Consider the following 25566-nt stretch of genomic DNA (forward strand, 5'->3'; position numbering starts at 1 on the left):
ACGTTGCGAGGTAGAGCTGGCTCAGGCGCGAGCATCCTGCGTCCAGCCCTTGGGCAACCCTGCCTCGGGCGTCATGCCGTAGATTGGCTCGCCCGGCAGACCCGCCTGCAGCGGTGCGCGTGCGGCCATAAGGCGCCCAAGGTCCACGCCCGTGGCGATGCCCATGGCCTCGAACATGAACACCAGGTCTTCAGTGACCACGTTGCCTGATGCGCCGGGCGCGTAGGGGCATCCACCCAGGCCGCCTAGCGACGCATCGAACGTGCGCACCCCCACGTCGTAGGCCGCCAGGCAATTGGCCAGGCCCAGGCCTCGTGTGTTGTGCATGTGGGCCGCACCGGCCCGGGCGCCCAGCTCAGCGCGCAGGCGGGTGAACAGGCGGCGCACCTGTGCCGGGTTGGCCATGCCGGTGGTGTCGGACAAGCCCACCTCGTCGGCGCCCGCCTCGGCGCACAGGCCTGCGAGCCAGATCACGTCGTCTTCGGGCACCTCGCCCTGCAGCGTGCAGCCAAACGCGGTGGAAAGCCCCACCTCCACCTGCATGCCGGGTGCTTGCGCATCGCGCAACCGGGCCACGGCGCGCACCTCTTCGACCATTGCCTCACGCGTCTTGCGCACATTGGCCAGCGAATGGGCCGCGCTGGCCGACACCGGCAACGTGACCTTGTGCACGCCACTGGCCAGGGCCGCCTCGGCGCCGCGCAGGTTGGGCGCCAGAGCCATCACGGTGATGCCGGGGTGGGAGAGTGCGTGGCGCACCACCTCGGCCACATCGGCCATCTGGGGCAGCAGGCGCGCAGGGACGAAGGAGCCGACCTCGATCTCGCGCAGGCCAGCCGCCACCAGCGCATCAATCCAGCGCAGCTTGTCGGCGGTGGGCATGGTGGCTTTGACGGACTGCAGGCCGTCGCGCGGCCCGACTTCGCTGATGAGAACGTCCGAAGGTTTCATGGTGGGGCGTTGTCTTGGAGGGGGAATGCGGACTCAAAGGATAGCGCGGCAGCGGCGCAGCATGTGCCTTGGGTGTATTGAGCAAAGTGGCAGATTTTGCTGCCATACCGGCAAATTGGCCTGCGATATGCAGCAGTCTGGGAGATTCCCATTGCTGCGGTGCTCCGGGACACTGTTTCTATTCCACCCGGAGACAAGCAGCATGCCTTCCAAAAACCACTTTTCCACCCTCTATCTCAGCGCGCCCGATGTCATTGCACTGGTGCAGCGCAAGGGCATCGAACAGTGCCTGCGCGGCATCGCCGACAACATCGAGGCGGATTTCCTGCGCTGGAGCGCGTTCGACAAGTCGGCCCGCGTGGCCAGCCACTCGCGCGACGGTGTGATTGAACTCATGCCGATCGCCGACGACCAGACCTATGCGTTCAAGTACGTCAACGGCCATCCCAAGAACACGCGCTGGGGCTTGTCCACCGTGATGGCGTTCGGGGTGCTGGCCGACGTGGCCACGGGCGCGCCCTTGCTGTTGAGCGAGCTGACCCTGACCACCGCACTGCGCACGGCTGCCATGTCGGCCGTGGCGGCCCGTGCCCTGGCACGCCCCGGCGCGCGCTCCATGGCGCTGATCGGCAACGGCGCACAGAGCGAGTTCCAGGCGCTGGCATTTCACCACCTGCTGGGCATCGACACCCTGCGGCTGTTCGACACCGACCCAGCCGCCACCACCAAGCTGCAGGCCAACCTGCAGGGCACGGGCCTGCGCACTGTGGCCTGTGCGAGCGCGGCCGAGGCCGTGCGCGGCGCCGACATCGTGACCACGGTGACAGCCGACAAGACCAACGCGACCATCCTCACGCCTGACATGCTGGCGCCCGGCATGCACATCAACGCAGTGGGCGGCGATTGCCCCGGCAAGACAGAGCTGCATGCCGATGTGCTGCGCCAGGCACAGGTGTTCGTCGAATACGCCCCGCAGACGCGCATCGAGGGTGACATCCAACAACTGCCGTCCGACTTTGCAGTGACCGAGCTGTGGGAGGTGCTGGCGGGCGAGCGCGCCGGGCGGGCCAACGATGCGGCGGTGACGGTGTTCGACTCGGTGGGCTTTGCGCTGGAGGATTTTTCGGCGCTTCGGTTTTTGCGCGATGCGGCGACCGAACTGGGCATGGGCCAGCCCATGGAACTCATCCCCGAATTGCAAGACCCCAAGAACCTGTTTGGGGTGCTGAGCCTGCGCAGCCCGCGGCTGCGCGCAGCCGCCTGATCAATCCTTCCACACCACGCTGCTCGCCGGATCAGCGCGCGTGGTGCGGAAATGGTTGGCCGCGTGGGCCGGGTCTGCCATGCCGAACGAGATGCCGCAGACGATGCTGCGGTCTGCGCCAATGCCCAGCACCTCGCGCAGCACGCCGGGGTAAGACGCCAGTGCGGCCTGGGCGATGGAGCCCACGCCCAGGCTGTGCGCGGCCAGCATGAAGCTGCTCACATACGCGCCGCAGTCCACTGCGCCATACACGCCCAGCGCCTCGTCGCTGGTGACGATGGCCACATGGGGCGCACCAAACATCGTGAAGTTCTCTGCCGCCTGGCGGGCCGAGGCTTCGCGGTCGCCCTTGGCAATGCCCAGGGCTTCGTACAAGCCCCAGCCACATTCACGCCGCCGTTCCTGGTACACGCCCCGGTATTCGCGCGGCCAGGGCAGGTCGGGTGCTGGTGGGTGGGTTGCCATGTGGGCTTGCAGCGCGCTGCGCAGGCGCGCCAGCGTGGCGCCGCTGGCGATGGTGAGCTGCCAGGGTTGTGCGTTGCACCACGAGGCGGTGCGCTGCGCGGTGGCCAGGATGTGTTCGATGGTGGCGCGGGGCAGCAGCTCGGGCAGAAAGGCGCGGCAGCTGTAGCGCGTGTGGAGCAGTGTGGAGAGGGTGTCGAACGCAGCGGTTTCGGTGGTGGCAGATGCCATGGTTGTGCTGGCTCCTATGCCTTCTTGGCCTTGCTGGCCGCCTTGCCACCTGGCTTGTTCGCACCGGCGTCCGCGACGTGTTGTTGTTTCTTCTTGGCGCCAGGGTGGGGTGCATTGAGCAGCGCGTCGAGTTGTTCGCCAATCTCGGCTTCGATGCGGTCTTTGAACGCACCCAGCAAAAAGCCGAGCTGCGCCTTCATCTCGAACTGGTGCGCATCCACCAGCAGCGTGCCCTTGACGCCCGAGCGGGTGAAGGTCAGCGTGTCTTCGGTGTCACCTTCTTCGTAGGTGCATTCCATGTCGAACTTCTCTTCGGCCTTTTCAGCCCATGAGAAAGCCACCTTGCGGGCCTCCTTGAAGCCCAGGTGGTGGTCGCGGTGGATGTGGATATCGGGCATGGGGCGTCTCCTTATGGTGTTTTCTGCGAAGGCAGCAGGGCACGCAAAGTCTCGTGGCGCTGCGACTGGGGCTGCTTCGTCAGTTGTCGTACGGCATCATAAAACCGGGGCCAGTCGCGTGCTTCGCGCTCAAACAGGGCTTCGAACCCAGGCACCAGTTCATCGTAGGCGGCCTGGGCCGCAAAGCTGGCGTTGTTGGCCTGGGCCACCCAGCGGTCGTAGCCCACCACCTGGGCCGTGGTAGCCACGGGCGCGGGGCCACCTGGTGTGCCCAGCCAGCGTGCACGCAGGGTCGCGTAGTCGGCGCGGAAGTTTTGCATTGCTTCAAATTTCATAGCTGCCAGCGCTTGTTCGTTGGGCGCTAGAACCTCTTTTTGTTCGTAAATATCGGCCAACCGAGCGCGGGTGGCGCGCGTCAGCGCACGGAATGCGCTGCGCCGCGTCTCGCTGGTGGCAAAGGCCTCGCGCGCCTGCGGAGTGGCCTGCTGGGCCAGCCACTGCGCGCTGCCGATGCGCTCGACCGCCGTGGCGAAGGATTCGTTGAACAGGGTGTCGTCCTTGGCGTAGACGACCTGGTGCGCCAGTTCGTGGAACAGCAGGCGCACGAAGTCGCCCTCGGGCCAGGCGATGAAGGTAGACAGAAGCGGATCGCCGCCCGCCCAGTTCATATAGCCCAGCGTGGAGTAGGCGGGCACGCCATACACCTCCACCTCCAGGCCTTGCGCGGCCAGTTGTGCTGCCTCGGCCTGCGCGTCGGCCTCGGTGAAGTAGCCCCGGTAGCCAATGCACCCCGTCACCGGAAAACACCAGGTGTGCAGCGTGAGCGCATAGGGCGGCGCGGCCACCACGTTCCACACGGCGGCGGGGCGTTTCAGGTCGGCATAGCGGCGGTAGCTGGCGTTGTCGGGCAGGCCCAGTTCGGCCACGGCAAAGGCGCGGGCGCGCTGTGCCAGTTGCAGCCGTTCGCGCAGGGCGGGCGAAATGTCGGTGCGCGCAATCCAGTGGTCGATGGGCTCCGCCGCCTGCATGAGCTGCGCGTGCCCGCGCAAGGATTGCAAGTAATAGCCCAGCGAACCCGTGGCGCTGGCGCACCCGGCCAGCGCGCAGCAGAGCCACAGCGTGCACACGACCCGCAGGCGATGAAAAAACAGGTGCATGCGGGCAGTTTATGGGCAGATCGGACTGGGCGCTGGCGCGGTGTCAGCAGTTTGGCCGCAGTCGTTTCTAGAATGCAGCACATGACCGCTGAAACCGCCCCCGCGCTGCCCGAAGGCCTGTTTGCCGACGACGCTGGTTGTCCGCGCTGCTTTTGGTGCCAGTCCATGCCCGGCTACCGCCACTACCACGACCACGAATGGGGCTTCCCTGTGGCGGACGACCGGCGCTTGTTCGAGAAGTTGTGTCTGGAGGGCTTTCAGTCGGGCCTGAGCTGGCTCACCATACTGAACAAGCGCGAGGGTTTTCGCGCCGCGTTTGCCAACTTCGACGCCGAGCAGGTTGCCGCTTTTGGCCCGGCCGATGTCGAGCGCCTGGTGCAGGACGCCGCCATCGTGCGCCACCGGGGCAAGATCACCTCCACCATCAACAACGCACAGCGCGTGCTGGATCTGCGCCGCGAGTTCGGCTCGCTGGCGCACTACGCGTGGCGCTACGAGCCCACGGCGGCCGAACGGCCCGGGCGCATCACACGCGAAGTGGCTCGCACGCTGTCCACCTCGCCCGCATCCATCGCCATGTCCAAGGATCTAAAGAAACGCGGCTGGAGTTTTGTGGGCCCCACCACGGTGTATGCCTTCATGCAGGCCATGGGGTTGGTGAACGACCACCTGGAAGGTTGCCATTCGCGCGCTTTGGCGCTCAAGGCGCGGGCGGAGTTCGTGGTGCCCTAAGGGCTGTAGGGCATTGCAGGCCTATCATGGCGTGCCAACAAGCTACCCTGCTCGAATGAAGCACGTTTGCCCCCATTGCCAGAAGCCCGGCGTTAGCCACTTGGCGCTTCGCTGGTCCTCGCGAGGAAGCCCTGCGCAATGCGGCTATTGCGAAGGGCCGTCTCATGTACTAGCCAGCACGTCCAGCGGTATTGGGGTGTTCACCTGGATGACGCCGATCTGTGGCTTGGTGTTGGGTGTGGGGCTTTCGTCCATTGGCGTCGTGACGGCAGGTTTGCTGGTGGCAGCTTTGGGCAACGTGTGGATGTGGCGCCGGTGTGAGCTGTTTCCGATAGATAAAAAGGCCGCGCAAACGGCGAACCGGGTGGGCTGGGCAAGCAGCCTTTTTTGGGTGGTGGCGGTGTTCTTTGGCTGATTCCGGGAGACGGTCATGCTGGGCAGTGCGCAAAAGCTTCAGGCACGCTGACCTTTCTCATTGATCACCACCTCGCCATCTTCCTTGGTGAAGGCGCCTTGCTGGGGCGTGGGCAGGATGTTCAGCACCTGTTCCGATGGGCGGCACAGCCGTGTGCCCAGCGGCGTGGCCACGATGGGGCGGTTGATGAGAATGGGGTGTTGCAGCATGGCGTCGATGAGCTGTGCGTCGGTTACGCCCGGCGCGTTCAGTTGCAGCTCGGTGAAGATCGCTTCCTTGGTGCGCACGGCGTTGATCACCGGTTCACCCGTGGCGGCGATCAGGGCTACCAGCGTGGCGCGGTCGGGTGGGGTTTTGAGGTACTCAATGACCTCGGGCTCCAGGCCGCTGTTGCGGATCATGGCCAGCGTGTTGCGGGACGTGCCGCATTTTGGGTTGTGATAGATGGTGATGGAGCTCATGGTGGGGCTACAAAGAGGTCGGGTCGATGGGTGAAAGTGTGCCACTGTGCGCGGGCCATCCTGGTAGCTGCCCCAGCGCGTGCAGCAGTTGCTGGCCTGCATCGTTCAGTGTGCCGTTGTTGTGCACCTCCAGGTGGGCCGTGCCTGGGGGCAACGTGAACGCCATGGCCCGCTGCACGCGGGCTTCCACTGCATCGGGCGTTTCGCGGCCACGCGACAGCAGGCGCTCGCGCAGCACCTGCGGGCTGGCCGTGATGTGCACGGCCACCAGGTGGGGGAACTGCGCCAGCGCATCGGCCAGGTAAGCGCGTGAGCCGTTGAGCAGCACCCAGTGGTCCTGGGCCAGTGGCGCAAGCTGCGCATGCCGGATGCCGTAGCCCAGGCCATTGGCCTCCCAGTGCAGGGCAAACGCTTGCTCACGGCGCAACGCCGCAAATACTTCGGGCGAAACACTTTCATGGGCTTCGCCGCCGGGTATTGCCATGCGGCTAATGGTGCGCCGTGCCCAATGCACGGGGCAGGGGGCGGGCAAGTGCGCGCTCAGCCAGTCGAGCAGGCTGTCTTTGCCCGCGCCCGATGGGCCCATGAAGTAGACCAGCCGGGCCGTCATGCGCCCATCTCCAGGTGGTCCAGCAACACAAAGTTTGCGCCCGGTGCGGGTTCGGCAAACAGCGCCAGGCTGTTGAATTTGAGCGTGGGCAGGTCGGAGAAAAATTCCTGTGCGGCATCAAGCACCAGCGCCTGGGTCTGCGGGTCCACCTGGGCCAGATTGCCGGTGATGGACAGGTGGAAGCGGAACTCCTCCAGCACGAACGGATAGCCCCAGCGCTGCAGCAGCGTGTCCTGCCGGGGCGTGAGCCCGGCAGCGCGGCGGCGGGCCAGGTCGGCATCAGACAGCGGGGCGGCCAACGGTTGCAGCGCTGTCACGCAGGCTGCGGCCGCCTCGTGGATCTGCGCATTGGCGGCATGCGAGGGCGCAGGTACAAGGGCCAGGAAGTCGTCGATGCGCTCCACCTGCAGCGGCGGCAACACAAAGGGCTGCAGGCTGTGCGCCACGGCCTGCACGGCATGGTGCAGCGTGACCCAGTCGATGCCCGGTGCCAGCGCAAACGGGGCCTTCAGCGTGGCATGCCAGCCATAGCGGCGGGGTGCGGCGGTCAGCCGGTGCAGGTCGTCAGCGGCGACGCCGTCGATGGCGAGCTGCTGCATGGGTTGCAGCAGGGCGGCGCAGCGGCCCAGCCAGTGGCTGCCCGCCAGCCAGCCCAGGCTGCCAGGGTTGGGCGCGAAATACACCGCATAACGGTGGTGGGCGGTGGTCGTAGGGGCTTCAGGGTTGTTCATCGTGGTCAATGGTCAGTTTTACGCGGTCGCCCGCAAACCAGGCGCGGGCCCATTCGATGGGGGCACCGGCCAGGTCCACGTTCAGGCTCTCCACCAACAACACCGGGCGGGTAGCGGGCTGGCGCAGCTGTGCGGCCACCTCGGCGCTGGGCAGTTCGGCGGTGATGCGGCTTTCGCGGCGCGTGTAGTCGGCCACGCCATGGGCAGCAAACCCGGCGGTGATGGAGCCGGTCTCGCGCACCACAGCCGCCAGGTCTTCAAAGCGGGGCAGGGGAAAGTAGCGCTCGCTCAGGTGCAGCGGCTGGCCCTCGGCCTCGCCCATCACGCGCAGCGCCAGCAGCGGGCTGCGGGCGGGCACCTGCAGGACCTGGGCCAGTGCGGCGGTGGCACGCACCGTCTGCGCGTGCAGCACCACCAGGCTGCCGCGCAAGCCGGCCTGCGCCAGTCCCTGCTGGTGGCGTGTGCGCTTGCCCAGAACCAGGTCCACCGCAAAGTCTTCCACATAGGTGCCGCTGCCCTGCGTGATGCGCACCAGTCCCTGGCTGCACAGGCTGGCCAGCGAGCGGCGGATGGTGTGCCGGTTCACGCCGAACTGCTCGGCCAGCGCGTGTTCCGAAGGCAAGCGCTGGCCCGGAGGGTAGATGCCGCTGCCAATGGCATCGGCCAGTTCGGCGGCGATGCGGGTCCAGAAACTGTCGCGCGCCGGGCGCAAAGACGGGGCGGCAAGCGCGGGTGGCGCGGTGGAAAGGGGGGAGGTGCTGGCTGTCATGAAACCTACATGTGCGCTCTTTAAGCTGGCGGCAGTTGTTCAATTTGTCTATACAACTTTCAGGGTACCACTTTCATGTTTCAAGCCTTTGACAACCCGGGTCCAGGTCGGCCCATGGGCCGTGCGCACTGGATGGCGCTTCTGGCCCGGGCGCCGCTGGGTCTGCTCGAATCCGCCCTGCGTGAGCAGGCCACGCGCCCTGCGCGCTGGCTGCGCGCCCCCGAGACCGGCCTGATGATGGTGCAGGGCCGCGCGGGCGGCACGGGTGAGCGCTTCAACGTGGGCGAGGTCACCGTGACCCGCTGCGCGCTGCGCGTGTCGGCTGAGTCCGAGACCACAGATGCCACCGTGGGCGTGGCCTACGTGCTGGGCCGCTCGCACCGCCAGGTGCAACTGGCCGCGCTGGCCGATGCATTGCTGCAAGACCCCGCCCAGCAATCCCTGCTGGATGGGCAACTGCTGGAGCCGATCCGCAGCCACCTGCGCAGCACCCAGGCCGTGCGGCAGGCGCGTGCGGCCAGCACCAAGGTGGACTTCTTCACCGTGGCACGCGAAAGTGGCAGTGACACCGAGGAGGATGCGGAATGAGCGCGCCCACCTTGGCGTCCTTGGGCGCAGGATTCTCGAACGAAGCCTTTGGCAGCCAGGCCGTGTTCCGTGCGGTGCTGCAGGCGTTGTCGCACCCCGGCCGTTGTATTGCGCTGGAACATGACGCACAGACCCCGGCCATGGGCCACGCGGCGTCGGCTGCCGTGCTGCTGGCCCTGCTCGACAGCGACTGCACGCTGTGGCTGTCGCCCTGCTTGGCGGCCAGCGATGCGGGTGCGTGGCTGCGTTTCCACACAGGCTGCACGCTGGTGCGCGAGCCCGGGCAGGCCCGGTTTGCCTGGGTGGCGTTGGGCGATGCGCTGCCTGCGCTGCAGAGCCTGGCCCAGGGCAGCGACACCTATCCCGACCAATCGGCCACCTGCGTGGTGGATGTGGCGCACGCCATGGCAGGTGCCGGTGCGTGGCGCCTGACGGGCCCCGGCATCCAGGGCGCAACCGCCCTGCAGGTCGATGGCTTGCCCGAAGACTTCGGGGCCCAGTGGGCCGCCAACCATGCGGCGTTTCCGCGTGGTGTGGATGTGTTGCTGGGCACGGCGGAGCACATCGTCGGCCTGCCCCGCACCACCCGTGTGGCTTGTGCACCTCAATCTCAGGAGGCCTGAGCATGTACGTTGCCGTCAAGGGCGGAGAAGCCGCCATCCTCAACAGCTACCGCCTGCTCGCCGAGCAGCGCCGGGGCGATGCCGCGCAGCCTGAGCTGTCGGTGGCGCAGATCCGCCAGCAGCTCAAGCTCGCCGTGGACCGGGTGATGACCGAAGGTTCGGTGTACGACCCCGAACTCGCGGCACTGGCCATCAAGCAGGCGGCGGGTGATTTGGTCGAAGCCATTTTCTTGCTGCGCGCCTACCGCGCCACGCTGCCGCGCCTGGGCACTACCTGCCCGCTCGACACCGCGCGCATGGCGCTGGACCGCCGTATCTCGGCCACCTTCAAGGACCTGCCCGGTGGGCAGGTGCTAGGCCCCACCTACGACTACACGCAGCGGCTGCTGGACTTCACACTGCTGGCCGAGGGCAAGGCGCCGGGCGCTTCGGTCAACGCGACAGCGCCCGCCGCAACGCCGCCCGGTCCCACCCCGCGCGTGGTGGACCTGCTCAACCAGGAAGGCCTGATCGAGACCCGCCCCGTGCCGCCCGGCGACCCCCTGCCCACCGACCTGACACGCGAGCCGCTGCGTTTCCCGGCCAACCGGGCCACGCGCCTGCAGAACCTGGCGCGGGGCGACGAGGGCTTTCTGCTGGCCATGGCGTATTCCACGCAGCGTGGTTATTCGCACTCGCACCCCTTTGTGGGTGAGGTGCGCCTGGGCACCGTGGCCGTGGAGATCAAACCCGAGGAACTGGGTTTTGCCATTGACATCGGCGACATCGAGATCACCGAATGCGAGATGGTGAACCAGTTCGCCGGCAGCAAGCACCAGCCGCCGCAGTTCACGCGCGGCTACGGCCTGGCGTTTGGCCACAGCGAGCGCAAAGCCATGGCCATGGGCCTGGTGGACCGCGCCTTGCGCGCCGATGAGCTGGGCGAACCCGTGGAGTCGCCCGCGCAGATGCAGGAGTTCGTGCTGGGCCACAGCGACAGCCTGGAGGCCTCGGGCTTCGTGCAGCACCTGAAGCTGCCGCACTACGTGGACTTCCAGTCCGAGCTGGAGCTGGTGCGCAAGATGCGCGCCGCTGCAGCCCCCCCATCCCCCCCCGACCAGGGAGACGCTGCATGAATGCACCCCTAGAACCCGCCGTGGTGGGCCTGCCCGCCGACGTGGCCCCGGTGGACGGCCACTTCAACTTTGCCTACCTGGACGAGCGCACCAAGCGCATGATCCGCCGCGCTATCCTCAAGGCGGTGGCCATTCCCGGCTACCAGGTGCCCTTCGGCTCGCGTGAAATGCCGCTGCCCTATGGCTGGGGCACGGGCGGTATCCAGGTCACGGCCGCCGTGATCGGCCCGCAGGACTGCCTCAAGGTCATCGACCAGGGCTCGGACGACACGGTCAATGCCGTCAACATCCGTCGCTTCTTCGAGCGCACCACGGCCGTGGCCACCACCACCCGCACCCGTGAGGCCACGCTGATCCAGACGCGCCACCGCATCCCCGAGGCGCCGCTCACCGAAGGCCAGGTCATCGTCTACCAGGTGCCGGTGCCCGAGCCCATGCAGCGCCTGGAGCCGCGCGAGACCGAAACGCGCACCCTGCACGGCCTGGCCGAGTACGGGCTCATGCACGTCAAGCTCTACGAAGACATCGCGCGCTACGGCCACATCGCCACCACCTACGACTACCCGGTGCTGGTCAATGGCCGCTACGTGATGGCGCCCTCGCCCATCCCCAAGTTCGACAACCCCAAGATGCACATGAACCCCGCGCTGCAGCTGTTTGGCGCGGGCCGTGAAAAGCGCATCTACGCGGTGCCGCCCTACACGGCGGTCGAAAGCCTGGGTTTCGAGGACCACCCCTTCGAGGTGCAGCGCTGGGACGCGGCCTGCGCGCTGTGCGGCGCCACCGACAGCTTCCTCGACGAGGTGATCACCGACGACCAGGGCGGGCGCATGCATGTGTGCTCCGACTCGGACTACTGCCAGGAGCGCCAGGCGCTCCACACGGAGGCCACGCCATGACCCATCTGGCCATTCGTGAGGCCGTGGAGTCGGACCTCGAAGACGTGCTGGCGCTGTACGAAGGCATCGAGGACCGCTCGCAGGATGTGCTGAGCCTGCCAGAGGCGCACGCCCTGTGGGCGCAGTTTGCGCGCTACCCCAGCTACCGGCTGTGGGTGGCCTGTGACCCCGCGCAGCAGGGCGCCGTGGTGGGCAGCTATGCGCTGCTGGTCATGCACAACCTGGCGCACCGGGGCGCGCCCTCGGCCGTCGTGGAAGACGTGGTGGTTGCAGCCCACCGGCAGGGCCAGGGCATCGGCCGCCAGATGATGGCCCACGCCCTGGCGCGTGCGCGCGAGGCCGGTTGCTACAAGCTCGCGCTCTCGTCCAACGCGCGCCGCGCGGGCGCGCATGCCTTCTATGAATCCCTGGGCTTTGCACGGCATGGCCTGAGCTTTGTGATCGAGACCCTGACATGAACCACCCCGACAACGCTGCGCCGCTGCTGAGCGTGCGCAACATTCAAAAAAGCTATGGCGAGCGCGTGGCGCTGCAGGACGCCTCCTTTGACCTGTGGCCCGGCGAGGTGCTGGCCGTGGTGGGCGAGTCCGGTTCGGGCAAGTCCACCCTGCTCAACGCGATCGCGGCGCGCAGCGCGCCCGATGCGGGCACGGTGCAGTTCCGCCAGCGCGACGACGTGCTGCAGGACGTCTATGCCATGAGCGAAGCCCAGCAGCGCCTGCTGGCGCGCACCGACTGGGGCTTCGTGCACCAGAACGCCGCCGACGGCCTGCGCATGGATGTGTCGGCCGGTGCCAACGTGGGCGAGCGCCTCATGGGCCTGGGCGAGCGCCACTACGGCCGCCTGCGCGCCACGGCCGCCGAATGGCTGCAGCGCGTGGAGATCGACGCCGCGCGCATCGACGACGCGCCGCGCACCTTCTCGGGCGGCATGCGCCAGCGCCTGCAGATCGCGCGCAACCTGGTCACGCAGCCGCGCCTGGTGTTCATGGATGAACCCACCTCGGGCCTCGATGTGTCGGTGCAGGCGCGCCTCTTGGACCTGCTGCGCCAGCTCACGCGGCAGATGCAGCTGGCCGCCATCGTCGTCACGCACGACCTGGCCGTGGCCCGGCTGCTGGCGCACCGCATGGTGGTCATGCAGCGCGGCCGCGTGGTGGAGACGGGCCTGACCGACCAGGTGCTCGACGACCCGCAACACCCCTACACCCAGCTCTTGGTTTCTTCGGTACTGCAGCCATGAACAACCTCCCTATTCTTCAGATGCAAGGGGTGGCCAAGCGCTTCACCCTGCACCACCAGAACGGTATCGAACTGCCTGTGCTGGAGCGCGTGGACCTGGCCGTGCAGCCCGGCGAATGCGTGGTGCTCGATGGCCCCTCGGGCATGGGCAAGAGCACGCTGCTCAAGATGGTCTACGCCAACTACCGCGCCAACGCGGGCCGCATCACCGTGCGCTCGGCCAATGGCGAACTGGTGGACGTGACCCAGGCCACGCCGCGTGCGCTGGTGCAGCTGCGGCGCGACACCGTGGGCTATGTGAGCCAGTTCCTGCGGGTCATCCCGCGCGTCTCGGCGCTCGACGTGGTGGCTGAACCGCTGGCCGAAGACGCGGGGGACAATCTGGCTGCACTGGAGGCAGCGCGCGAGGCCGCCCGTCAGTGGCTCACCCGCCTGCGCATTCCCGAGCGGCTGTGGCACCTGCCGCCCGCCACGTTTTCAGGGGGCGAGCAGCAGCGCATCAACATCGCGCGCAACATGATCAAGCCCAAGCCGCTGCTGCTGCTGGACGAGCCCACCGCATCGCTGGATGCGGCCAACACCGAGACGGTGATCACCATGATCCGCGAGGCGGTGGCGCGCGGATCGGCCTTGGTGGGAATTTTTCACGATGCGCAAGTGGGCGCCGCAGTGGCTACGCGCCGCGTGAATGTGGGTGATTTTCGAGGAGCGTCCGCATGAGCACCGTTGTGTTCAAGAACGCCCGCATGGTGCTGCCCGGCGAGGTGGTGCAGGGTAGCCTGCAGGTGGGCAATGGGCGCATCGCGGCGGTGGATGGCGGTGGCACCTCGGCCCTGCAAGGCATTGACCTGGGCGGAGATTACCTGTTGCCTGGCCTGGTGGAAATCCACACCGACAATTTCGAGCGCCACCTGATGCCGCGCCCCAAGGTGCAATGGGCCGAGATGCCTGCGCTGCTGGCGCACGACGCCGAGATCGCCGCGGCCGGCATCACCACCGTGCTCGATGCGCTAGGCGTGGGCGAGGCCGACGTGGACAGCCTGCGCGGCAGCGCCTGGAACCGCGTGCTCGACACCATCGACACCTGCACCGAGCGCAATCTGCTGCGTGCCGACCACCACCTGCACGTGCGCTGCGAGCTGCCCGCACCCAACACCATCGACCTGTTCGAGCCATTCCACGGCCACCCGCGCCTGTCACTGATCTCGCTGATGGACCACACCCCCGGCCAGCGCCAGTGGGAGGACATCGGGCAGGCGCGCACCTACTACACCGGCAAGAAGGGCTGGAGCGCCGAGAAGTTCGAGCGCCAGGTGGCGCACGCCGCCACCCTGCAGGCGCAGTACGCCGAGCCCCACCGTGCGTATTTTGTGGACTACTGTCGCACGCATGGCATCTCGCTGGCCAGCCACGATGACACCACGGTGGCGCATGTGGAGCAGGCCCATGCGGAAGGGGCTGCCATGTCGGAGTTCCCGACCACCATGGCCGCTGCACGCGCTGCGCACGAACGCGGTCTGCTCACCGTGATGGGCGGGCCCAATGTGGTGCGTGGTGGCTCGCACTCGGGCAACGTAGCGGCGGCCGATCTGGCCCGCGCGGGGCTTCTGGACATCCTCTCGTCGGACTACGTGCCTGGCTGCCTGCTGAGCGCTGTGATGCGGCTGGTTGATGAGGGAATCCTGCCCCTGCCGCAGGCTGTGGCCACTGTCACGCGCAACCCGGCCCGGGCTGCGGGCATGGCAGACCGGGGTGCGCTGTCGCCCGGCCTGCGTGCCGACCTGGTCCAGGTGCACATGGCTGATTTGCCCGATGGCACTCGGCAGGCCGTGGTGCGCGGCGTGTGGCGCGAAGGGCAGCGTGTGCTGTAGGTGCTGCTGTCTTGTTCTCACTGACATCCAAACTTCTCTCAACTGTCAAAGCACTGTCATGCGCGGCAACCACACTTGGTTGTCTAGACGACTTAAACATCAGGAGGCAGCCATGACCGCCGCACTTCACATTAACCAGTTGAACAAACACTTCGCCAATGGAAAACAGGCCTTGCGCGACATCAACCTCACCGTGCAGCGTGGCGAGAAGGTGGCGCTGATCGGGGCGTCAGGCTCGGGCAAGTCCACGCTGTTGCGCCATGTGGCGGGCCTGGTGGTGGCCGATGCGGCGAGCGACTCGCGGATCGAGGTGGATGGCTGCTGTGTGCAGCAGGGCGGCCGCATCCATGGTGACATCCGCAAGGTGCGTTCGCAGGTCGGTTTTGTGTTCCAGCAGTTCAACCTGGTGGACCGTCTGCCCGTGCTGATGAACGTGCTGGTGGGGCTGTTGCACCGCACCCCCCGGTGGCGCGGCTGGCTGCGTTTGTTCAAGCCGCAAGAGCGCGCACTGGCGCTGGAAGCGCTCGGCCGCGTGGGCATTGCCGAATGCCATGCACAGCGCGCGTCTACGCTGTCTGGTGGGCAGCAGCAACGCGCGGCCATTGCGCGCACGCTGGTGCAGGGCGCCAAGGTGGTGTTGGCCGATGAGCCGATTGCCTCGCTGGACCCCGAGTCCTCGCGCAAGGTCATGGACATCCTGGCGCGCATCAACAGCGAGGACCGCTGCACCGTCATCGTGTCGCTGCATCAAGTGGATGTGGCCATCAAATACTGCCCGCGCGTGGTGGCCTTGCACCACGGGCAGGTGGTTTACGACGGCCCCTCGGCGGCCCTCACGCCCGATTTGCTGCGCAGCCTGTATGGCGTGCAAGCCGATGAAATATTGGCTGACGCATCGCCTGTTCACCCTCAGCGGGCGTCCGATGTCACACCCGCACCTCACTGGGCGCCAGCGCTGGCTTAGCCCTTTCTCTTTTTTTTGGAGTTCTTCATATGTTCAAGAAACTGTGCACCACCTTGGCCCTTGGCCTGGGCCTCGCCACGGGCGCCACTGCCCAGGACATCAACTTCGGCATGATCTCGACCGAAGCCTCGCAAAACCTCAAGGCCGACTGGCAGCCGCTGCTGGACGACATGGCCAAGCAGACCGGTCTGAAGATCAACGCCTTCTTCGCGTCCGACTATGCCGGCCTCATCGAAGCCATGCGCTTCAACAAGATGCAGGTGGCCTGGTTGGGCAACAAGTCGGCCATGGAGGCCGTGGACCGCGCCAATGGTGAAGTCTTCGCGCAGATGGTCAACGCCGACGGTACCCAAGGCTATTACTCGCACCTCATCGTGCACAAGGACAGCCCCATGGCCACACTGGACGATGTGCTCAAGCAAGGCAAGTCGCTGAGCTTTGGCAATGGCGACCCCAACTCCACCTCAGGCTTCCTGGTGCCCGGCTACTACGCCTTCGCGCAAAACAAGATCGACGCGAAGACGCACTTCAAGATCACGCGCAGCGCCAACCACGAGACCAACGCCCTGGCCGTGGCCAACAAGCAGGTTGATGTGGCCACCAATAACAGCGAAAACCTCGAAAAACTCAAAGAGCGCCAGCCCGAGAAGTTCAAGGACATCAAGATCGTCTGGACATCTCCCTTGATCCCGCTCGACCCTCTGGTGCTGCGCAAGGACCTGCCCGAGCCGCTCAAGGCCAAGATCAAGGACTTCTTCTACAACTACGCCAAGACCGATGCGCGCGAGAAGGAGATCGTGATGAAGATCTCCAAACTCTCGGGCTTCAAGCCTTCGACCAACGCGCAGCTCACGCCGATTCGCCAACTCGACCTGTTTGGCAAGCGCAACAAGATCGAGGCCGACGGCACGCTGGCCGACGCCGACAAGAAGACCCGCCTGGCCGAGATCGACCAGCAGCTGGCATCGCTGAAGTAATCCGTTTGTTTGTGTTTGCGGTCCAGGTGCCTTCCATGTCTTCTGCTTTGAATCCTTCGCTGGCCACCCTGGCCCGCACCACGGCGCCCAAGCGCAGCCTGGCTTGGTATTTGTCCTGGGGCATCCTGCTGGTGCTCTTGGCGGCGTCGTGGAAGGGCGCCGACATGCGCCCGCTCGACCTGTGGAACGACTCGGGCAACATGGCCCGCTATGCGGCGGAGTTCTTTCCGCCCAACTTCGCGCAGTGGCCGATGTATGTGCAGGAGATGCTGGTCACGCTGCAGATCGCCTTGTGGGGCACGGCCCTGGCCGTGCTCACCGCCGTGCCGCTGGCGCTGCTGGCCTCGTCCAACATCGTGCCCTGGTGGGTGTACCAGCCGGTGCGCCGTGTGCTCGATGCGTTCCGCGCCATCAACGAAATGGTGTTCGCCATGCTGTTCGTGGTGGCCGTGGGCCTGGGGCCTTTCGCGGGCGTTCTGGCGCTGTGGATCCACACCTCGGGCACGCTGGCCAAGCTGTTTTCCGAAGCGGTCGAGGCCATCGACCCGCAGCCGGTGGAAGGCATCCGCTCCACCGGTGCGAGTGCGCTGCATGAAATCATCTACGGCGTGATCCCGCAGGTGATGCCGCTGTGGATCTCGTACACGCTCTACCGGTTCGAGGCCAACGTGCGCTCGGCCTCGGTGGTGGGCATGGTGGGCGCGGGCGGCATCGGCGTGGTGCTGTGGGAGATCATCCGGGGCTTCCAGTACGCCGAGACCTGCGCGGTGATGCTGATCATTGTGGTCAGCGTGAGCCTGATCGACGTGGTGTCTGCCCGTATCCGCAAGACGATGATCTGAGGCCAGCCCTGGGGAAGGGCCTGGCTGGGTGCTCAGCGGAATTCCGGAATGTCGGGCACTGAGCCCCACATGCAGAACGACGTGGGGTGAAACGGAAACTGGCGCGGCGGTGCATCTGGATCGGTGACCATGCGCACGCCGCTCGAAAACTCATACACCATGCCGTCCGGTCCCTCGAAGTAGAGGAACATCGCGCCAGAGGTCGGGTGCCTGCCCGGACCGAACACCACGCGGATGCCGCGTGACTGCAGCAGATACCAGGTCCGCATCAGGTCGTCGATGGAAGCCACCTGGTGGTTGATATGCTGCACGCCCGCATGGGTTGAGGGAAACAGGGCGATCTTGTGATGTACCTCGTCGATGCGCAGCAGCGGCGCGGCTCCGATGCGGTCGCTGACTTTGGCACTGAGGACCGTGGTCCAGAAGCGCTCGTCACGCGCCGGATCGATGGTGCGCAGCCCCACGTGCGAAAAACCGGTGTTCCCCGTGTCTCGTGCCGGGAAGAAGCGCACACCACTGTGAAAGGGCGCAACCGCCAGCTCGATGGCATTGCCGCTCGGGTCCGAAAATCCGATGAAGGCCCGCACGCGCCGCTGCTCGCACTCGTCGGGCCGGCCTTCATGCACTGCATGGCCCAGCCGTTCCAACTCGGCCGCCGCCAACTGCAGCGCATCCATGGAGGCCACCTCGAAGCCGGTGGTGTGGCTTGCAGGATCTCCGTCAAAGTACACCAGCGTCTGTTCGCGTGCATCGCTGCGAAAGCCCACCGCCATGCCATGCCGGGGAGGCCCGTAACGCTGGCCCTCGCGCAGGCCCAGGATGTCGCTGGCGTAGCGGCAGGCACCATCGAGGTCACGGGTGCCCAGGCGCACGTAGCAGATGTCTTTGAGTGCAATCATGTTGGGTGTCCTGTCTCGCTGCTCTTGGTCTGCAGGGCGCTTTTTTGCCGCCCTTTCCCGCTGTTCGGTTCAGTTCAGTTTCAGCTTGGCATCGGCGATCACGCGGCCCCATAGCTGCGTTTCGCGGCCGATGTACTCGGCGAATTCGTCCGGACTTTGGTCCAGACGGTTGTAGCCCAGCGTGCGGTAGCGGTCCATGAGGTCTGGCGTGGACAGCACTTCGGTGGCGTCAGCCGCAATCTTTTCGCGCAGCGCCTTGGGGGTGCCTCGGGGCGCGAACAGGCCAAACCAGGCGTTGGCCACGAAGTCCTTGGCGTAGGTAGAACCCGCCATGCCGGGAACGCCAGGCGCAAAGGGTGATGGCTGCGGTGCCGCCACGCCCACAAAGCGAATACGGCCTGATTTCTCCATGGGCCCGGCGCTGGCCAGGCTGCCCAGCGCCCACTGGATCTCGCCGGTGGCCACGGCCGCGAACAGTTGTGGAATCTCCTTGTAGGGCACATGCGTCATGCGTGTGTTGCTGGCAGCAAGCAGCCTGAGCGCACCCAGGTGACCGGGGCTGCCCGGTCCCCATGATCCGTAGGTGATGCGGTCCGGTGCAGCCTGGGCAGCACGCACGATGTCGTCGATCGATTTGAAGGGGCTGTCCTTGGCCACGGCCACGAAGAAGTCGGTCTGCAGGGTGGGACGGATCGGCTCGAAGTCGCGCACTGGTTCGTAGGGCAGGCGGCTGTACAGGTGGATGTTGGAGGTCAGCATGGTGCTGTCCAAATGGATCAGCTCATGGCCGTCCGATGCGGCGCTGCGTGTGGCATTGAAGGCCACGACACCGTTGCCGCCGGGCTTGTTGTCCACGATGACCGGCTGGCCCCAGCGGCGTGCAAGCTGCTCGGCCACCAGGCGCAGGGAGACGTCCGGCCCGCTGCCGGCCGAGGCGGCCGTGGTGATCTTGACCGGCTTGCTGGGCCAGGCCATGGCGGAAGTCGGCATGTGCAGCCAAGCGGCAGTGCTGGACAGGCCCAGCGCCAGAGCCTGGCGGCGGGACAGGGACAAAGAATGTGGTGGCTGCGCGTCTTGCGCTGAGGGCACCAGGCGGCAAGCGCCGAAGAGGGGTTTCATGGATCGGTTTCCTTGTAGCTGCGTCGGACATGGGGGAGATGCCTTACTTTTGTACTGACGCGCTACGGTCTTGACCAGAGGCAAGACCAGCAAGACCGATCGAAATAGCACTTAAACCGTGTTCTGGCCTGCGTATTTTGTGAACAGCTTCAAGAATGCTTCAGCCGCCATTGAAAATGGCCGTGCGCGGGTGCACAGCGCAACGATTTCGCGCGTCACCACAGGATCCGTCAGCGGCACCGAGGCCACGCGTTGTCCATCCACCCGTGCCAGGCTATAGGCTGGCAGCACCGAAACACCCAGGCCCGCCGCCACAAGGCCGACAGCGGTCTGTATGTTGGCCACCTCGAACGCGGGCTTGAGCCGCAAGGTGAGTTGGCCCAGCGACTGGTCGGCCAGGCGCCTGAGGCCCGTGCCCGAGGTCAGCAAAATCAGGTTCTGGTCCGTCAGGTCGCCCCAACGGATTTCGCGCCGCTCGGCCAGCGGGTGGTCGGGGCTGCAGGCCAGCACCAACGTGTCTTTGTAGAGCACCTGAGACACCAGGTCCGTGGAGGCCAGGTCGGCGGTGCAGATGCCGAAGTCCGACTTGCCTTCGCGCACGTGGGCCACGACCTGGTCCACAGGTGCATCCACCAAGGTCACGGTGACGTTTGGGAACTGCTCGCGAAACCGCGCAATGACCTCGGGAACGAGGCTGGCCGCCAGCAGTGGCGAGGTCACGACCGAGAGCCGCTCGCTCTTGCGCCGTTTGCTCTCCTGCAGCGTCTGCAGGCCCGAATCGAGTGCGAAGAATACGTCGCGCACCGTGGGTAAAAACTGGCGGCCCGCCTCCGTCAGCTCGATGCGGCGGGTGGTGCGCTCGAACAGGCGCACGCCGAGTTCTTCCTCCAGCGTGCGCACGAGCATCGACAGCGCCGAGATCGTGAGGTGCATGCGTGCTGCCGCACGGGTCATGGTGCCTTCATGCGCGACGAGCCAGAACGCGCGCAACTGGCGCAGGCTGAGGTTGGAGGGGTTGTCCAGGAGATCCATGGCGTGATTGTGTCGGCAAACTTCAAAGTCTTTCAAAATTATGCGATTGCCCGGCGAGGAGTGCGCCGGTCTAATCTGTTGCATGTTGAAACCGGCTTTTGCCCCCCTTCGCCGCGAAGACCCCGCACTGCTCACGGGCCGTGGGCAGTACACCGGCGACGTGGTGGCCGAGGGCGCGCTGCATGCGGTTTTCGTGCGCTCGCCCTTGCCGCATGGTCGGCTGCGCTCTATCGATGCGCATGCCGCCGGACTGATTGAGGGCGTGGCCGCGGTGCTGACGGCTACCAGTCTGTTGCCTGATTCGGAGGCGGATCGTGTGGTCTGCATGCCCCCACACAATTCCCTGTTGCCTGTGGCCGAGGTGCCGCGCATCGAACCGCTGGCGCGGGACGAGGTGGTTTATGTCGGCCAGCCTGTGGCGCTGGTGCTTGCCCACTCGTTGGCGCATGCGCAGCACGCCGCGTCGTGTGTGCAACTGGATATTGAACCGCTAGCGCCGGTGCTGGACTTCGATGGCACACAACCCGTGACCGAGGTGGCGCACCACTTCAAGTCCTCGGATGCTCTGCCCGCCGCCGCTTGCGAGGTGCAGGCCACGTTGGAGGTGCCGCGCGTGTTGGCTTTGTCGATGGAGCCACGCGGCATGGTGGTGCAGTGGCACGGCGATGCCGCGCAAGCCCGCATCACGGTCCATCTCGGCACGCAATCTCCCTCACGCGCGCAGACAGATATTGCAGCCGCGCTCGGTTGGGAAGCAGCACACGTGCGCGTCATCACCGGCAACGTAGGTGGCGCGTTCGGCGCCAAGTCTTCACTGTGTCCGGAGGACCTTGCCATCGTGTTGGCTGCGCGCCGCCTGGGTGCTTCGGTGCGCTGGATATCGACGCGCTCGGACGAGTTCACCTCCGGCATGCATGGCCGTGGTGCACGCTTGGGCGGCCGGTTGTCCGTCACGGCTGAAGGGCGCTTTGTCGCGCTGCAGGCCGGGTTGCACTTTACCCTCGGTGCCTGGCTGCCATTTTCAGCGGTGGTGCCGCTTCGCAATACGGCCCGCATCCTGCCGGGCCCGTACCACGTTGCACGGCTTGACGTGCAGGGCCGCGCTGGCCTGGCCCATACCGCGCCGGTCACGATCTACCGCGGCGCGGGCCGGCCCGAAGCGGCACTGCTGATGGAGACACTGGTCGAGCAGGCGGCGCGGGCTGCGGGCATCGACCCGGTGGAATTGCGCCAGCGCAATCTGGTGGAGGCGGCGGACATGCCCTACACCACGCCCACCGGCGAGGTGCTGGACAGCGGTGACTACCGGCGCGCGCTTCAGCTCGCTTGCGAGCGCTTCGGCTACGAAGAACAGCGGGCGTTGCAGCGTCAACGCCGCGCCGATGGTGAAGTGGTGGGCATAGGCCTCGCGCTCTACATCGAGCCCTGCGGCGTGGGCTGGGAATCAGCGCGGGTGGACTGGCATGAAGACGGCCGCGTGACCGTGGCCACCGGATCGCCTGCGCAGGGCCAGGGCCATGGGACCACCTATGCGCGCATTGCGGCCGAAGCGCTGGACCTTGCCGAAGACGCCATCACCGTGATCTATGGGGACACGGCCTTGTGTCCGCCGGGCGTGGGGGCACTTGCCAGCCGCAGCACGGCCATCGCGGGCAGTGCCATCGTGCAGGCCTGCCGCGACCTGGTGGCGCGGCGCGCGGCGGGCGACGTGCTGCCTCTGACTTCTGCAGGCCGCTTCACGGCGGGCGAAGCCTGGAGCTATGGCTGCGTGATCGCACGCATGGCCATCGACCGCGACACGGGCCGCCCGGCCATCGAACAGATCACCTGGGCCGACGATGCGGGTCATATCGTCCACCCTGAGCTGGCCAAGGGCCAATTGATTGGGGGGCTCGCCCAGGGCCTGGGCCAAGCCATGCTGGAGCGCCTGGTCTATGACGGTGCGGGCCAGCTCGTGACCGGATCGCTCATGGACTACGCCGCGCCGCGCGCCGACGACATGCCGCCCATCGATATCCAGAGTTTTTCCATACCCAGCCCGCACAACCTGCTGGGCGCCAAGGGCGTCGGCGAGGCCGGTTGTATTGGCGTACCGGCCGCCCTGATGAATGCGGCGCGCGATGCGCTGTCGCCGCTTGGCGAATGCCCACTGCAATTCCCGCTTACCTCCGAACAGCTCTGGCGCGCAATGAGCGGCCAGAGTTCCTGAAACCGTGTTTTGAAAAGGAAAAAAGTGATGGACTACAAAAGATCTGAAGCCAAAGAATACGCCCGCGAGCACTTTGTCGGAGTGTGGGCCGCCAACCTCACGCCTTTCGACGAGGCGCTGCGCATCGACGAGAAGGCCTTGCGCCAGAATCTGGACCACTGGATCCGCGACCTCCAATTGGGCGGCCTGTTCATCGCGGGCAAGCAGGCCGAGTTCTTCTCCATGTCGGTGGATGAGCGCAAGCGCCTGATCTCGCTGTCGGTCGAGGCCGCGCAGGCCGCTGGCGACCGTGGTGGCATTGGCCGCTGCGGCATCGTGGCATCGTGCTCGGACACCAATCTCGACCTGGTGATCGACCTCGCACGCCACTCGGCCAACGTCGGTGCGGACTACGTGATCGTGCACAGCCCGGTGCTGCATTTCGGCGCGGACACGGAAGAGACGATCTACGAGTACTACCGCTACCTCTCTGAGCAGTTGGACATTGGCATCGCCATGTGGAACCACCCCGACTGCGGCTACACCATGAGCCCTGAGCTGTGCAACCGCATCGCCGACCTGCCCAACATCGTGGCCATCAAGTACAGCGCCGACCGGGCCAGCTACAAACGCCTGACCGAGCTCGCAGGTCACAAAATTCAGGTCAGCAACCCCTCCGAAGAGGACTGGCTGGACAACATCATCGAGCTCAACTGGAAGCTCTACCTGTGCTCTACGCCGCCGTTCCTGCTGCAGACAAAGGTGGACCAGCGCATGAATGAATACACCCGGCTCGCATTCGCAGGCAAGCATGAAGAGGCGCGCAAGGTGCGCGACAGCCTGGAGCCCGTGCGTGCTGCCCTGCGCGCCAGCAAGCCCGTGGGCAAGCCGCAGGCACATGCCAAGGCCTGGCAGGATCTTCTGGGCCAGCATGGCGGCCGAGTGCGCCGGCCACTGCTCAACCTGACAGAGGCCGAACTGGCGGCCACGCGCGAAGCCTTTGCTGGCTGCGGTCTGCGCTTGTCCTGATCAACACCATAGGATGAAGCCGGGCATGCAGGAAGTGCAGATCCAAGTCAACGGCAGCGCGTGCAGCGTGCAGGTCGAACCGGGCACGTTGCTGGTGGACTGCCTGCGCGGGCCGCTGGGTCTGTGCGGCACCCACCAGGGTTGCGACACGGCCCAGTGTGGTGCCTGCACGGTACAGGTGGATGGCCGGGCCGTGAAGTCGTGCAACGTGCTGGCCGTGCAGGTGGCTGGTCGTGCGGTGCGCACCGTCGAAGGGCTGGCTCCGGCACAAGACCGGTTGCACCCCATGCAGCAGGCGTTCAGCAAGCACCATGCGCTGCAATGTGGCTTTTGCACGCCGGGTTTTCTGATGCGCGCGGTGTCGATGGCTGACGAGCCCGAGGCCTTGTGCGATCCCATCGATCCCCACTGGGTGCGCCATGCCCTGGGCGGCAACTTGTGCCGCTGCACGGGCTACGAGGGCATCGTCCACGCGGTCTGCGAAGGCCTGGTGGCAATGCGCCGGGCAGGGGCGGCATGAACCGGGTCGACTGCCTGCGCCCTGCCTCGCTGGCCGATGCGCTTGCGCTCATGGCCGCGCCTGGCGTTGGCGAGCACGATGGTAAGGGCGGCCATGTCTGGCTGGCAGGTGGGCAGTCGCTGCTCGCGGCCATGAAACTTGGCATGGCGGCGCCCTCGGTGCTGGTGGACCTGCAGGGCCTGTCGGAGCTGCGCGATATTCGCGTGGAGGTAGGGCCGGACGGTGTGCCTGCGCTCTGGGTGGGTGCCATGGCTACGCATGCCAGTGTGGCGGCCAGCGATACCGTGCGCGACTTTGCGCCCGGCCTTGCGGCACTGGCTGGCGGCATTGCCGACGCGCAGGTGCGCAACATGGGGACCATCGGTGGCGCCCTCGCGCACAATGACCCCGCAGCCTGCTGGCCAGCGGGCGTGCTGGCTGCTGGCGCAACCATCGTCACCTCGCAACGCGAGGTGGTGGCCGATGACTATTTTCAGGGCCTCTACACCACGGCGCTGGTACCCGGCGAGTTGATTGTTGGCGTGCGCTTTCCGCAGATGAAAAGTGGCCTGCGTTACCTCAAGTTCGAGCAACCGGCCTCACGATTCGCGCTGGTCGGCGTGGCCGTGGCTTGGGTGGGGCCGGGCCAGGTGCGCGTGGCCGCGACGGGACTGGGCATGGGCGTTGTGCGTTGGCATGGCGCCGAGCAGGCACTGGCAGAGCGGTTTGAATTGGCGGCCATGCAGTCACCCTCCATGGCCGCGGGCCTTGCAGCGCTGGGAGATATCCATGCCTCCGCCGAATACCGGCGCCACCTGGCCTGGGTGTTGGCGCGGCGCTGTGTGACTGCGTTGACGGGTGAGTCCTTTCCACGGTTGGCACCACTCGCTCCGACGGTGCGCGCGGAGCCAACATCCTTGCAAGCGCCTGTAGGCGAGACGCCCGCCGACGGCTTCGGCGGCCGCCAATTGCTCGCGGCACCGCCGGCCCAGGTCTGGCAGGCGATTCTTGATGCCCGGAACCTGCAGGCCAGCATCCCTGGCTGTGAAGCCCTGGCGCAGCGTAGTGCCACCGCCTACGAGGCCACGGTCAAGGTGGGGCTGGGGCCGTTGTCGGTACGTTTCAAGAGCGATGTGACGCTGAGCGACCTGCAGCCGCCCCAGTCGCTGACCATGGTCTTCGTCGGCCAGGCGGGCGCACTGGGCAGTGGCCAGGGCACGGCGCGCGTGCGCTTCGAGCCCACGGCCGATGGTGGCACCTTGCTGCATTGGTGGGTGCAGGTGCAGCTTAGCGGGCGCCTGGCGCAGTTTGGCAACCGGCTGGTCGAGGCCAGCTCGCGCAAACTCAGCGAAGAGTTTTTTCAGCGTTTCAGTGCGGTGCTGGGCGCACCCCTGGCGGGCACGCCGCCCGAAGAAGGCGGCCCGCGATTGTTTCGATGGGGGCGAAGGCTGCAACGCCTGATCGCCCGGTGGTTCTAACCGAGAAAGTGAGTCTCCCC

The 25566-nt window shown here is 66.3% G+C and carries 29 protein-coding genes; 17 read left to right on the forward strand and 12 right to left on the reverse strand.

The window, feature by feature from the left end; all coding sequences use genetic code 11:
• Positions 1 to 21: 21 nt before the first annotated feature.
• Positions 22 to 951, reverse strand: a complete 930-nt coding sequence (locus Q0105_RS18460) for a hydroxymethylglutaryl-CoA lyase (RefSeq protein WP_298213788.1) — start codon at positions 949 to 951, stop codon at positions 22 to 24.
• Between the two features lie 202 nt (positions 952 to 1153).
• Here Q0105_RS18460 and Q0105_RS18465 point away from each other — a divergent pair, with 202 nt between their 5' ends.
• Positions 1154 to 2215 (forward strand): ornithine cyclodeaminase, encoded by a 1062-nt coding sequence (locus tag Q0105_RS18465; RefSeq protein WP_298213789.1) that lies wholly within the window; start codon positions 1154 to 1156, stop codon positions 2213 to 2215.
• Here the strand turns inward: Q0105_RS18465 and Q0105_RS18470 are convergent, their stop codons facing one another.
• From Q0105_RS18470 to Q0105_RS18480, 3 genes are read right to left on the reverse strand one after another with little or no spacing between them, the layout of a single operon-like run.
• Positions 2216 to 2908, reverse strand: coding sequence for a nitroreductase (locus tag Q0105_RS18470; protein ID WP_298213790.1), 693 nt, complete (start codon positions 2906 to 2908; stop codon positions 2216 to 2218).
• 14 nt (positions 2909 to 2922) lie between these two features.
• A complete protein-coding gene (locus Q0105_RS18475; RefSeq protein WP_298213791.1) occupies positions 2923 to 3306 on the reverse strand; it encodes a polyhydroxyalkanoic acid system family protein in 384 nt (127 codons plus the stop codon).
• A gap of 11 nt (positions 3307 to 3317) precedes the next feature.
• Positions 3318 to 4463: an aminopeptidase gene (locus Q0105_RS18480; protein WP_298213792.1), complete on the reverse strand. Its 1146-nt coding sequence runs from the start codon at positions 4461 to 4463 to the stop codon at positions 3318 to 3320.
• A gap of 72 nt (positions 4464 to 4535) precedes the next feature.
• On the opposite strand from Q0105_RS18480, the gene Q0105_RS18485 reads away from it, so the two are divergent.
• Positions 4536 to 5195: a DNA-3-methyladenine glycosylase I gene (locus Q0105_RS18485; protein WP_298213793.1), complete on the forward strand. Its 660-nt coding sequence runs from the start codon at positions 4536 to 4538 to the stop codon at positions 5193 to 5195.
• Between the two features lie 162 nt (positions 5196 to 5357).
• On the opposite strand, the gene Q0105_RS18490 is transcribed toward Q0105_RS18485, so the two are convergent.
• From Q0105_RS18490 to phnF, 5 genes are read right to left on the reverse strand one after another with little or no spacing between them, the layout of a single operon-like run.
• Positions 5358 to 5627, reverse strand: a complete 270-nt coding sequence (locus Q0105_RS18490) for a hypothetical protein (protein ID WP_298213794.1) — start codon at positions 5625 to 5627, stop codon at positions 5358 to 5360.
• Positions 5628 to 5648: 21 nt separating this feature from the next.
• Positions 5649 to 6071, reverse strand: a complete 423-nt coding sequence (arsC, locus tag Q0105_RS18495; RefSeq protein ID WP_298213795.1) for an arsenate reductase (glutaredoxin) — start codon at positions 6069 to 6071, stop codon at positions 5649 to 5651.
• A 7-nt stretch (positions 6072 to 6078) separates the two neighbouring features.
• Positions 6079 to 6681, reverse strand: coding sequence for a phosphonate metabolism protein/1,5-bisphosphokinase (PRPP-forming) PhnN (gene phnN / locus Q0105_RS18500; protein WP_298213796.1), 603 nt, complete (start codon positions 6679 to 6681; stop codon positions 6079 to 6081).
• Positions 6678 to 7412: a DUF1045 domain-containing protein gene (locus tag Q0105_RS18505; RefSeq protein WP_298213797.1), complete on the reverse strand. Its 735-nt coding sequence runs from the start codon at positions 7410 to 7412 to the stop codon at positions 6678 to 6680. The genes phnN and Q0105_RS18505 overlap by 4 nt, the downstream gene beginning before the upstream one ends.
• On the reverse strand, positions 7399 to 8181 hold the full coding sequence (gene phnF, locus Q0105_RS18510) for a phosphonate metabolism transcriptional regulator PhnF (RefSeq protein WP_298213798.1): 783 nt from the start codon (positions 8179 to 8181) through the stop codon (positions 7399 to 7401). The genes Q0105_RS18505 and phnF overlap by 14 nt, the downstream gene beginning before the upstream one ends.
• A gap of 75 nt (positions 8182 to 8256) precedes the next feature.
• On the opposite strand from phnF, the gene phnG reads away from it, so the two are divergent.
• The 11 genes from phnG to phnE all read left to right on the forward strand — a co-directional run bounded on the left by phnG (position 8257) and on the right by phnE (position 17302).
• On the forward strand, positions 8257 to 8769 hold the full coding sequence (gene phnG, locus Q0105_RS18515) for a phosphonate C-P lyase system protein PhnG (RefSeq protein WP_298213800.1): 513 nt from the start codon (positions 8257 to 8259) through the stop codon (positions 8767 to 8769).
• On the forward strand, positions 8766 to 9392 hold the full coding sequence (phnH, locus tag Q0105_RS18520) for a phosphonate C-P lyase system protein PhnH (RefSeq protein WP_298213802.1): 627 nt from the start codon (positions 8766 to 8768) through the stop codon (positions 9390 to 9392). Before phnG ends, phnH begins: the two co-directional genes overlap by 4 nt.
• A gap of 2 nt (positions 9393 to 9394) precedes the next feature.
• On the forward strand, positions 9395 to 10507 hold the full coding sequence (locus Q0105_RS18525; protein WP_298213804.1) for a carbon-phosphorus lyase complex subunit PhnI: 1113 nt from the start codon (positions 9395 to 9397) through the stop codon (positions 10505 to 10507).
• On the forward strand, positions 10504 to 11406 hold the full coding sequence (locus tag Q0105_RS18530; RefSeq protein ID WP_298213806.1) for an alpha-D-ribose 1-methylphosphonate 5-phosphate C-P-lyase PhnJ: 903 nt from the start codon (positions 10504 to 10506) through the stop codon (positions 11404 to 11406). The genes Q0105_RS18525 and Q0105_RS18530 overlap by 4 nt, the downstream gene beginning before the upstream one ends.
• Positions 11403 to 11864 (forward strand): GNAT family N-acetyltransferase, encoded by a 462-nt coding sequence (locus tag Q0105_RS18535; protein ID WP_298213808.1) that lies wholly within the window; start codon positions 11403 to 11405, stop codon positions 11862 to 11864. Before Q0105_RS18530 ends, Q0105_RS18535 begins: the two co-directional genes overlap by 4 nt.
• Positions 11861 to 12649 carry a phosphonate C-P lyase system protein PhnK gene (gene phnK / locus Q0105_RS18540; protein ID WP_298213811.1) on the forward strand — a complete coding sequence of 263 codons (789 nt, stop codon included), beginning with the start codon at positions 11861 to 11863 and terminating at the stop codon, positions 12647 to 12649. Before Q0105_RS18535 ends, phnK begins: the two co-directional genes overlap by 4 nt.
• The gene (gene phnL, locus Q0105_RS18545) at positions 12646 to 13368 is read left to right on the forward strand and encodes a phosphonate C-P lyase system protein PhnL (RefSeq protein WP_298213813.1); all 723 of its coding nucleotides are present in this window, start codon (positions 12646 to 12648) and stop codon (positions 13366 to 13368) included. Before phnK ends, phnL begins: the two co-directional genes overlap by 4 nt.
• Complete coding sequence (locus Q0105_RS18550; RefSeq protein WP_298213815.1) at positions 13365 to 14519, forward strand: alpha-D-ribose 1-methylphosphonate 5-triphosphate diphosphatase; 1155 nt, start codon at positions 13365 to 13367, stop codon at positions 14517 to 14519. The genes phnL and Q0105_RS18550 overlap by 4 nt, the downstream gene beginning before the upstream one ends.
• A 112-nt stretch (positions 14520 to 14631) precedes the next feature.
• The gene (gene phnC / locus Q0105_RS18555; RefSeq protein ID WP_298213817.1) at positions 14632 to 15483 is read left to right on the forward strand and encodes a phosphonate ABC transporter ATP-binding protein; all 852 of its coding nucleotides are present in this window, start codon (positions 14632 to 14634) and stop codon (positions 15481 to 15483) included.
• A 29-nt stretch (positions 15484 to 15512) separates the two neighbouring features.
• Positions 15513 to 16460 (forward strand): phosphonate ABC transporter substrate-binding protein, encoded by a 948-nt coding sequence (phnD, locus tag Q0105_RS18560; RefSeq protein WP_298213819.1) that lies wholly within the window; start codon positions 15513 to 15515, stop codon positions 16458 to 16460.
• Between the two features lie 35 nt (positions 16461 to 16495).
• Complete coding sequence (gene phnE, locus Q0105_RS18565) at positions 16496 to 17302, forward strand: phosphonate ABC transporter, permease protein PhnE (protein WP_298213821.1); 807 nt, start codon at positions 16496 to 16498, stop codon at positions 17300 to 17302.
• Between the two features lie 32 nt (positions 17303 to 17334).
• Here the strand turns inward: phnE and Q0105_RS18570 are convergent, their stop codons facing one another.
• The 3 genes from Q0105_RS18570 to Q0105_RS18580 form a co-directional block, all read right to left on the reverse strand.
• Positions 17335 to 18201 carry a VOC family protein gene (locus Q0105_RS18570; protein ID WP_298213823.1) on the reverse strand — a complete coding sequence of 289 codons (867 nt, stop codon included), beginning with the start codon at positions 18199 to 18201 and terminating at the stop codon, positions 17335 to 17337.
• A gap of 69 nt (positions 18202 to 18270) precedes the next feature.
• Entirely contained in the window at positions 18271 to 19320 is a 1050-nt protein-coding gene (locus Q0105_RS18575) for a tripartite tricarboxylate transporter substrate binding protein (RefSeq protein WP_298213825.1), read from the reverse strand.
• Between the two features lie 111 nt (positions 19321 to 19431).
• Complete coding sequence (locus Q0105_RS18580) at positions 19432 to 20352, reverse strand: LysR family transcriptional regulator (protein ID WP_298213827.1); 921 nt, start codon at positions 20350 to 20352, stop codon at positions 19432 to 19434.
• Positions 20353 to 20434: 82 nt separating this feature from the next.
• On the opposite strand from Q0105_RS18580, the gene Q0105_RS18585 reads away from it, so the two are divergent.
• Genes Q0105_RS18585 through Q0105_RS18600 form a run of 4 tightly spaced genes read left to right on the forward strand, consistent with a single transcriptional unit; the run spans position 20435 to position 25546 of the window.
• The gene (locus Q0105_RS18585) at positions 20435 to 22561 is read left to right on the forward strand and encodes a xanthine dehydrogenase family protein molybdopterin-binding subunit (protein ID WP_298213829.1); all 2127 of its coding nucleotides are present in this window, start codon (positions 20435 to 20437) and stop codon (positions 22559 to 22561) included.
• A gap of 27 nt (positions 22562 to 22588) precedes the next feature.
• Positions 22589 to 23569: a dihydrodipicolinate synthase family protein gene (locus Q0105_RS18590; protein ID WP_298213832.1), complete on the forward strand. Its 981-nt coding sequence runs from the start codon at positions 22589 to 22591 to the stop codon at positions 23567 to 23569.
• A 25-nt stretch (positions 23570 to 23594) separates the two neighbouring features.
• Positions 23595 to 24089: a (2Fe-2S)-binding protein gene (locus Q0105_RS18595; RefSeq protein WP_298213834.1), complete on the forward strand. Its 495-nt coding sequence runs from the start codon at positions 23595 to 23597 to the stop codon at positions 24087 to 24089.
• Positions 24086 to 25546: an FAD binding domain-containing protein gene (locus Q0105_RS18600; protein WP_298213835.1), complete on the forward strand. Its 1461-nt coding sequence runs from the start codon at positions 24086 to 24088 to the stop codon at positions 25544 to 25546. Before Q0105_RS18595 ends, Q0105_RS18600 begins: the two co-directional genes overlap by 4 nt.
• Positions 25547 to 25566 lie beyond the last annotated feature (20 nt).

The sequence above is a fragment of the Acidovorax sp. genome, assembly GCF_027492855.1.
Lineage (GTDB): Bacteria > Pseudomonadota > Gammaproteobacteria > Burkholderiales > Burkholderiaceae_C > Acidovorax.

Bases quoted from the DNA above. Each gene is read 5' to 3' on its own strand.
- Q0105_RS18465 (WP_298213789.1), top strand. From the start codon at position 1,154: ATGCCTTCCAAAAACCACTTTTCCACCCTCTATCTCAGCGCGCCCGAT.
- Q0105_RS18480 (WP_298213792.1), bottom strand. From the start codon at position 4,463: ATGCACCTGTTTTTTCATCGCCTGCGGGTCGTGTGCACGCTGTGGCTC.
- arsC (WP_298213795.1), bottom strand. From the start codon at position 6,071: ATGAGCTCCATCACCATCTATCACAACCCAAAATGCGGCACGTCCCGC.
- Q0105_RS18530 (WP_298213806.1), top strand. From the start codon at position 10,504: ATGAATGCACCCCTAGAACCCGCCGTGGTGGGCCTGCCCGCCGACGTG.
- Q0105_RS18470 (WP_298213790.1), bottom strand. From the start codon at position 2,908: ATGGCATCTGCCACCACCGAAACCGCTGCGTTCGACACCCTCTCCACA.
- phnC (WP_298213817.1), top strand. From the start codon at position 14,632: ATGACCGCCGCACTTCACATTAACCAGTTGAACAAACACTTCGCCAAT.
- Q0105_RS18525 (WP_298213804.1), top strand. From the start codon at position 9,395: ATGTACGTTGCCGTCAAGGGCGGAGAAGCCGCCATCCTCAACAGCTAC.
- phnF (WP_298213798.1), bottom strand. From the start codon at position 8,181: ATGACAGCCAGCACCTCCCCCCTTTCCACCGCGCCACCCGCGCTTGCC.
- Q0105_RS18550 (WP_298213815.1), top strand. From the start codon at position 13,365: ATGAGCACCGTTGTGTTCAAGAACGCCCGCATGGTGCTGCCCGGCGAG.
- Q0105_RS18580 (WP_298213827.1), bottom strand. From the start codon at position 20,352: ATGGATCTCCTGGACAACCCCTCCAACCTCAGCCTGCGCCAGTTGCGC.
- Q0105_RS18485 (WP_298213793.1), top strand. From the start codon at position 4,536: ATGCAGCACATGACCGCTGAAACCGCCCCCGCGCTGCCCGAAGGCCTG.
- phnN (WP_298213796.1), bottom strand. From the start codon at position 6,681: ATGACGGCCCGGCTGGTCTACTTCATGGGCCCATCGGGCGCGGGCAAA.
- Q0105_RS18505 (WP_298213797.1), bottom strand. From the start codon at position 7,412: ATGAACAACCCTGAAGCCCCTACGACCACCGCCCACCACCGTTATGCG.
- Q0105_RS18535 (WP_298213808.1), top strand. From the start codon at position 11,403: ATGACCCATCTGGCCATTCGTGAGGCCGTGGAGTCGGACCTCGAAGAC.
- phnD (WP_298213819.1), top strand. From the start codon at position 15,513: ATGTTCAAGAAACTGTGCACCACCTTGGCCCTTGGCCTGGGCCTCGCC.
- Q0105_RS18595 (WP_298213834.1), top strand. From the start codon at position 23,595: ATGCAGGAAGTGCAGATCCAAGTCAACGGCAGCGCGTGCAGCGTGCAG.
- Q0105_RS18600 (WP_298213835.1), top strand. From the start codon at position 24,086: ATGAACCGGGTCGACTGCCTGCGCCCTGCCTCGCTGGCCGATGCGCTT.
- phnH (WP_298213802.1), top strand. From the start codon at position 8,766: ATGAGCGCGCCCACCTTGGCGTCCTTGGGCGCAGGATTCTCGAACGAA.
- phnE (WP_298213821.1), top strand. From the start codon at position 16,496: ATGTCTTCTGCTTTGAATCCTTCGCTGGCCACCCTGGCCCGCACCACG.
- phnG (WP_298213800.1), top strand. From the start codon at position 8,257: ATGTTTCAAGCCTTTGACAACCCGGGTCCAGGTCGGCCCATGGGCCGT.
- Q0105_RS18460 (WP_298213788.1), bottom strand. From the start codon at position 951: ATGAAACCTTCGGACGTTCTCATCAGCGAAGTCGGGCCGCGCGACGGC.
- Q0105_RS18585 (WP_298213829.1), top strand. From the start codon at position 20,435: ATGTTGAAACCGGCTTTTGCCCCCCTTCGCCGCGAAGACCCCGCACTG.
- phnK (WP_298213811.1), top strand. From the start codon at position 11,861: ATGAACCACCCCGACAACGCTGCGCCGCTGCTGAGCGTGCGCAACATT.
- phnL (WP_298213813.1), top strand. From the start codon at position 12,646: ATGAACAACCTCCCTATTCTTCAGATGCAAGGGGTGGCCAAGCGCTTC.
- Q0105_RS18590 (WP_298213832.1), top strand. From the start codon at position 22,589: ATGGACTACAAAAGATCTGAAGCCAAAGAATACGCCCGCGAGCACTTT.
- Q0105_RS18475 (WP_298213791.1), bottom strand. From the start codon at position 3,306: ATGCCCGATATCCACATCCACCGCGACCACCACCTGGGCTTCAAGGAG.
- Q0105_RS18575 (WP_298213825.1), bottom strand. From the start codon at position 19,320: ATGAAACCCCTCTTCGGCGCTTGCCGCCTGGTGCCCTCAGCGCAAGAC.
- Q0105_RS18570 (WP_298213823.1), bottom strand. From the start codon at position 18,201: ATGATTGCACTCAAAGACATCTGCTACGTGCGCCTGGGCACCCGTGAC.
- Q0105_RS18490 (WP_298213794.1), bottom strand. From the start codon at position 5,627: ATGACCGTCTCCCGGAATCAGCCAAAGAACACCGCCACCACCCAAAAA.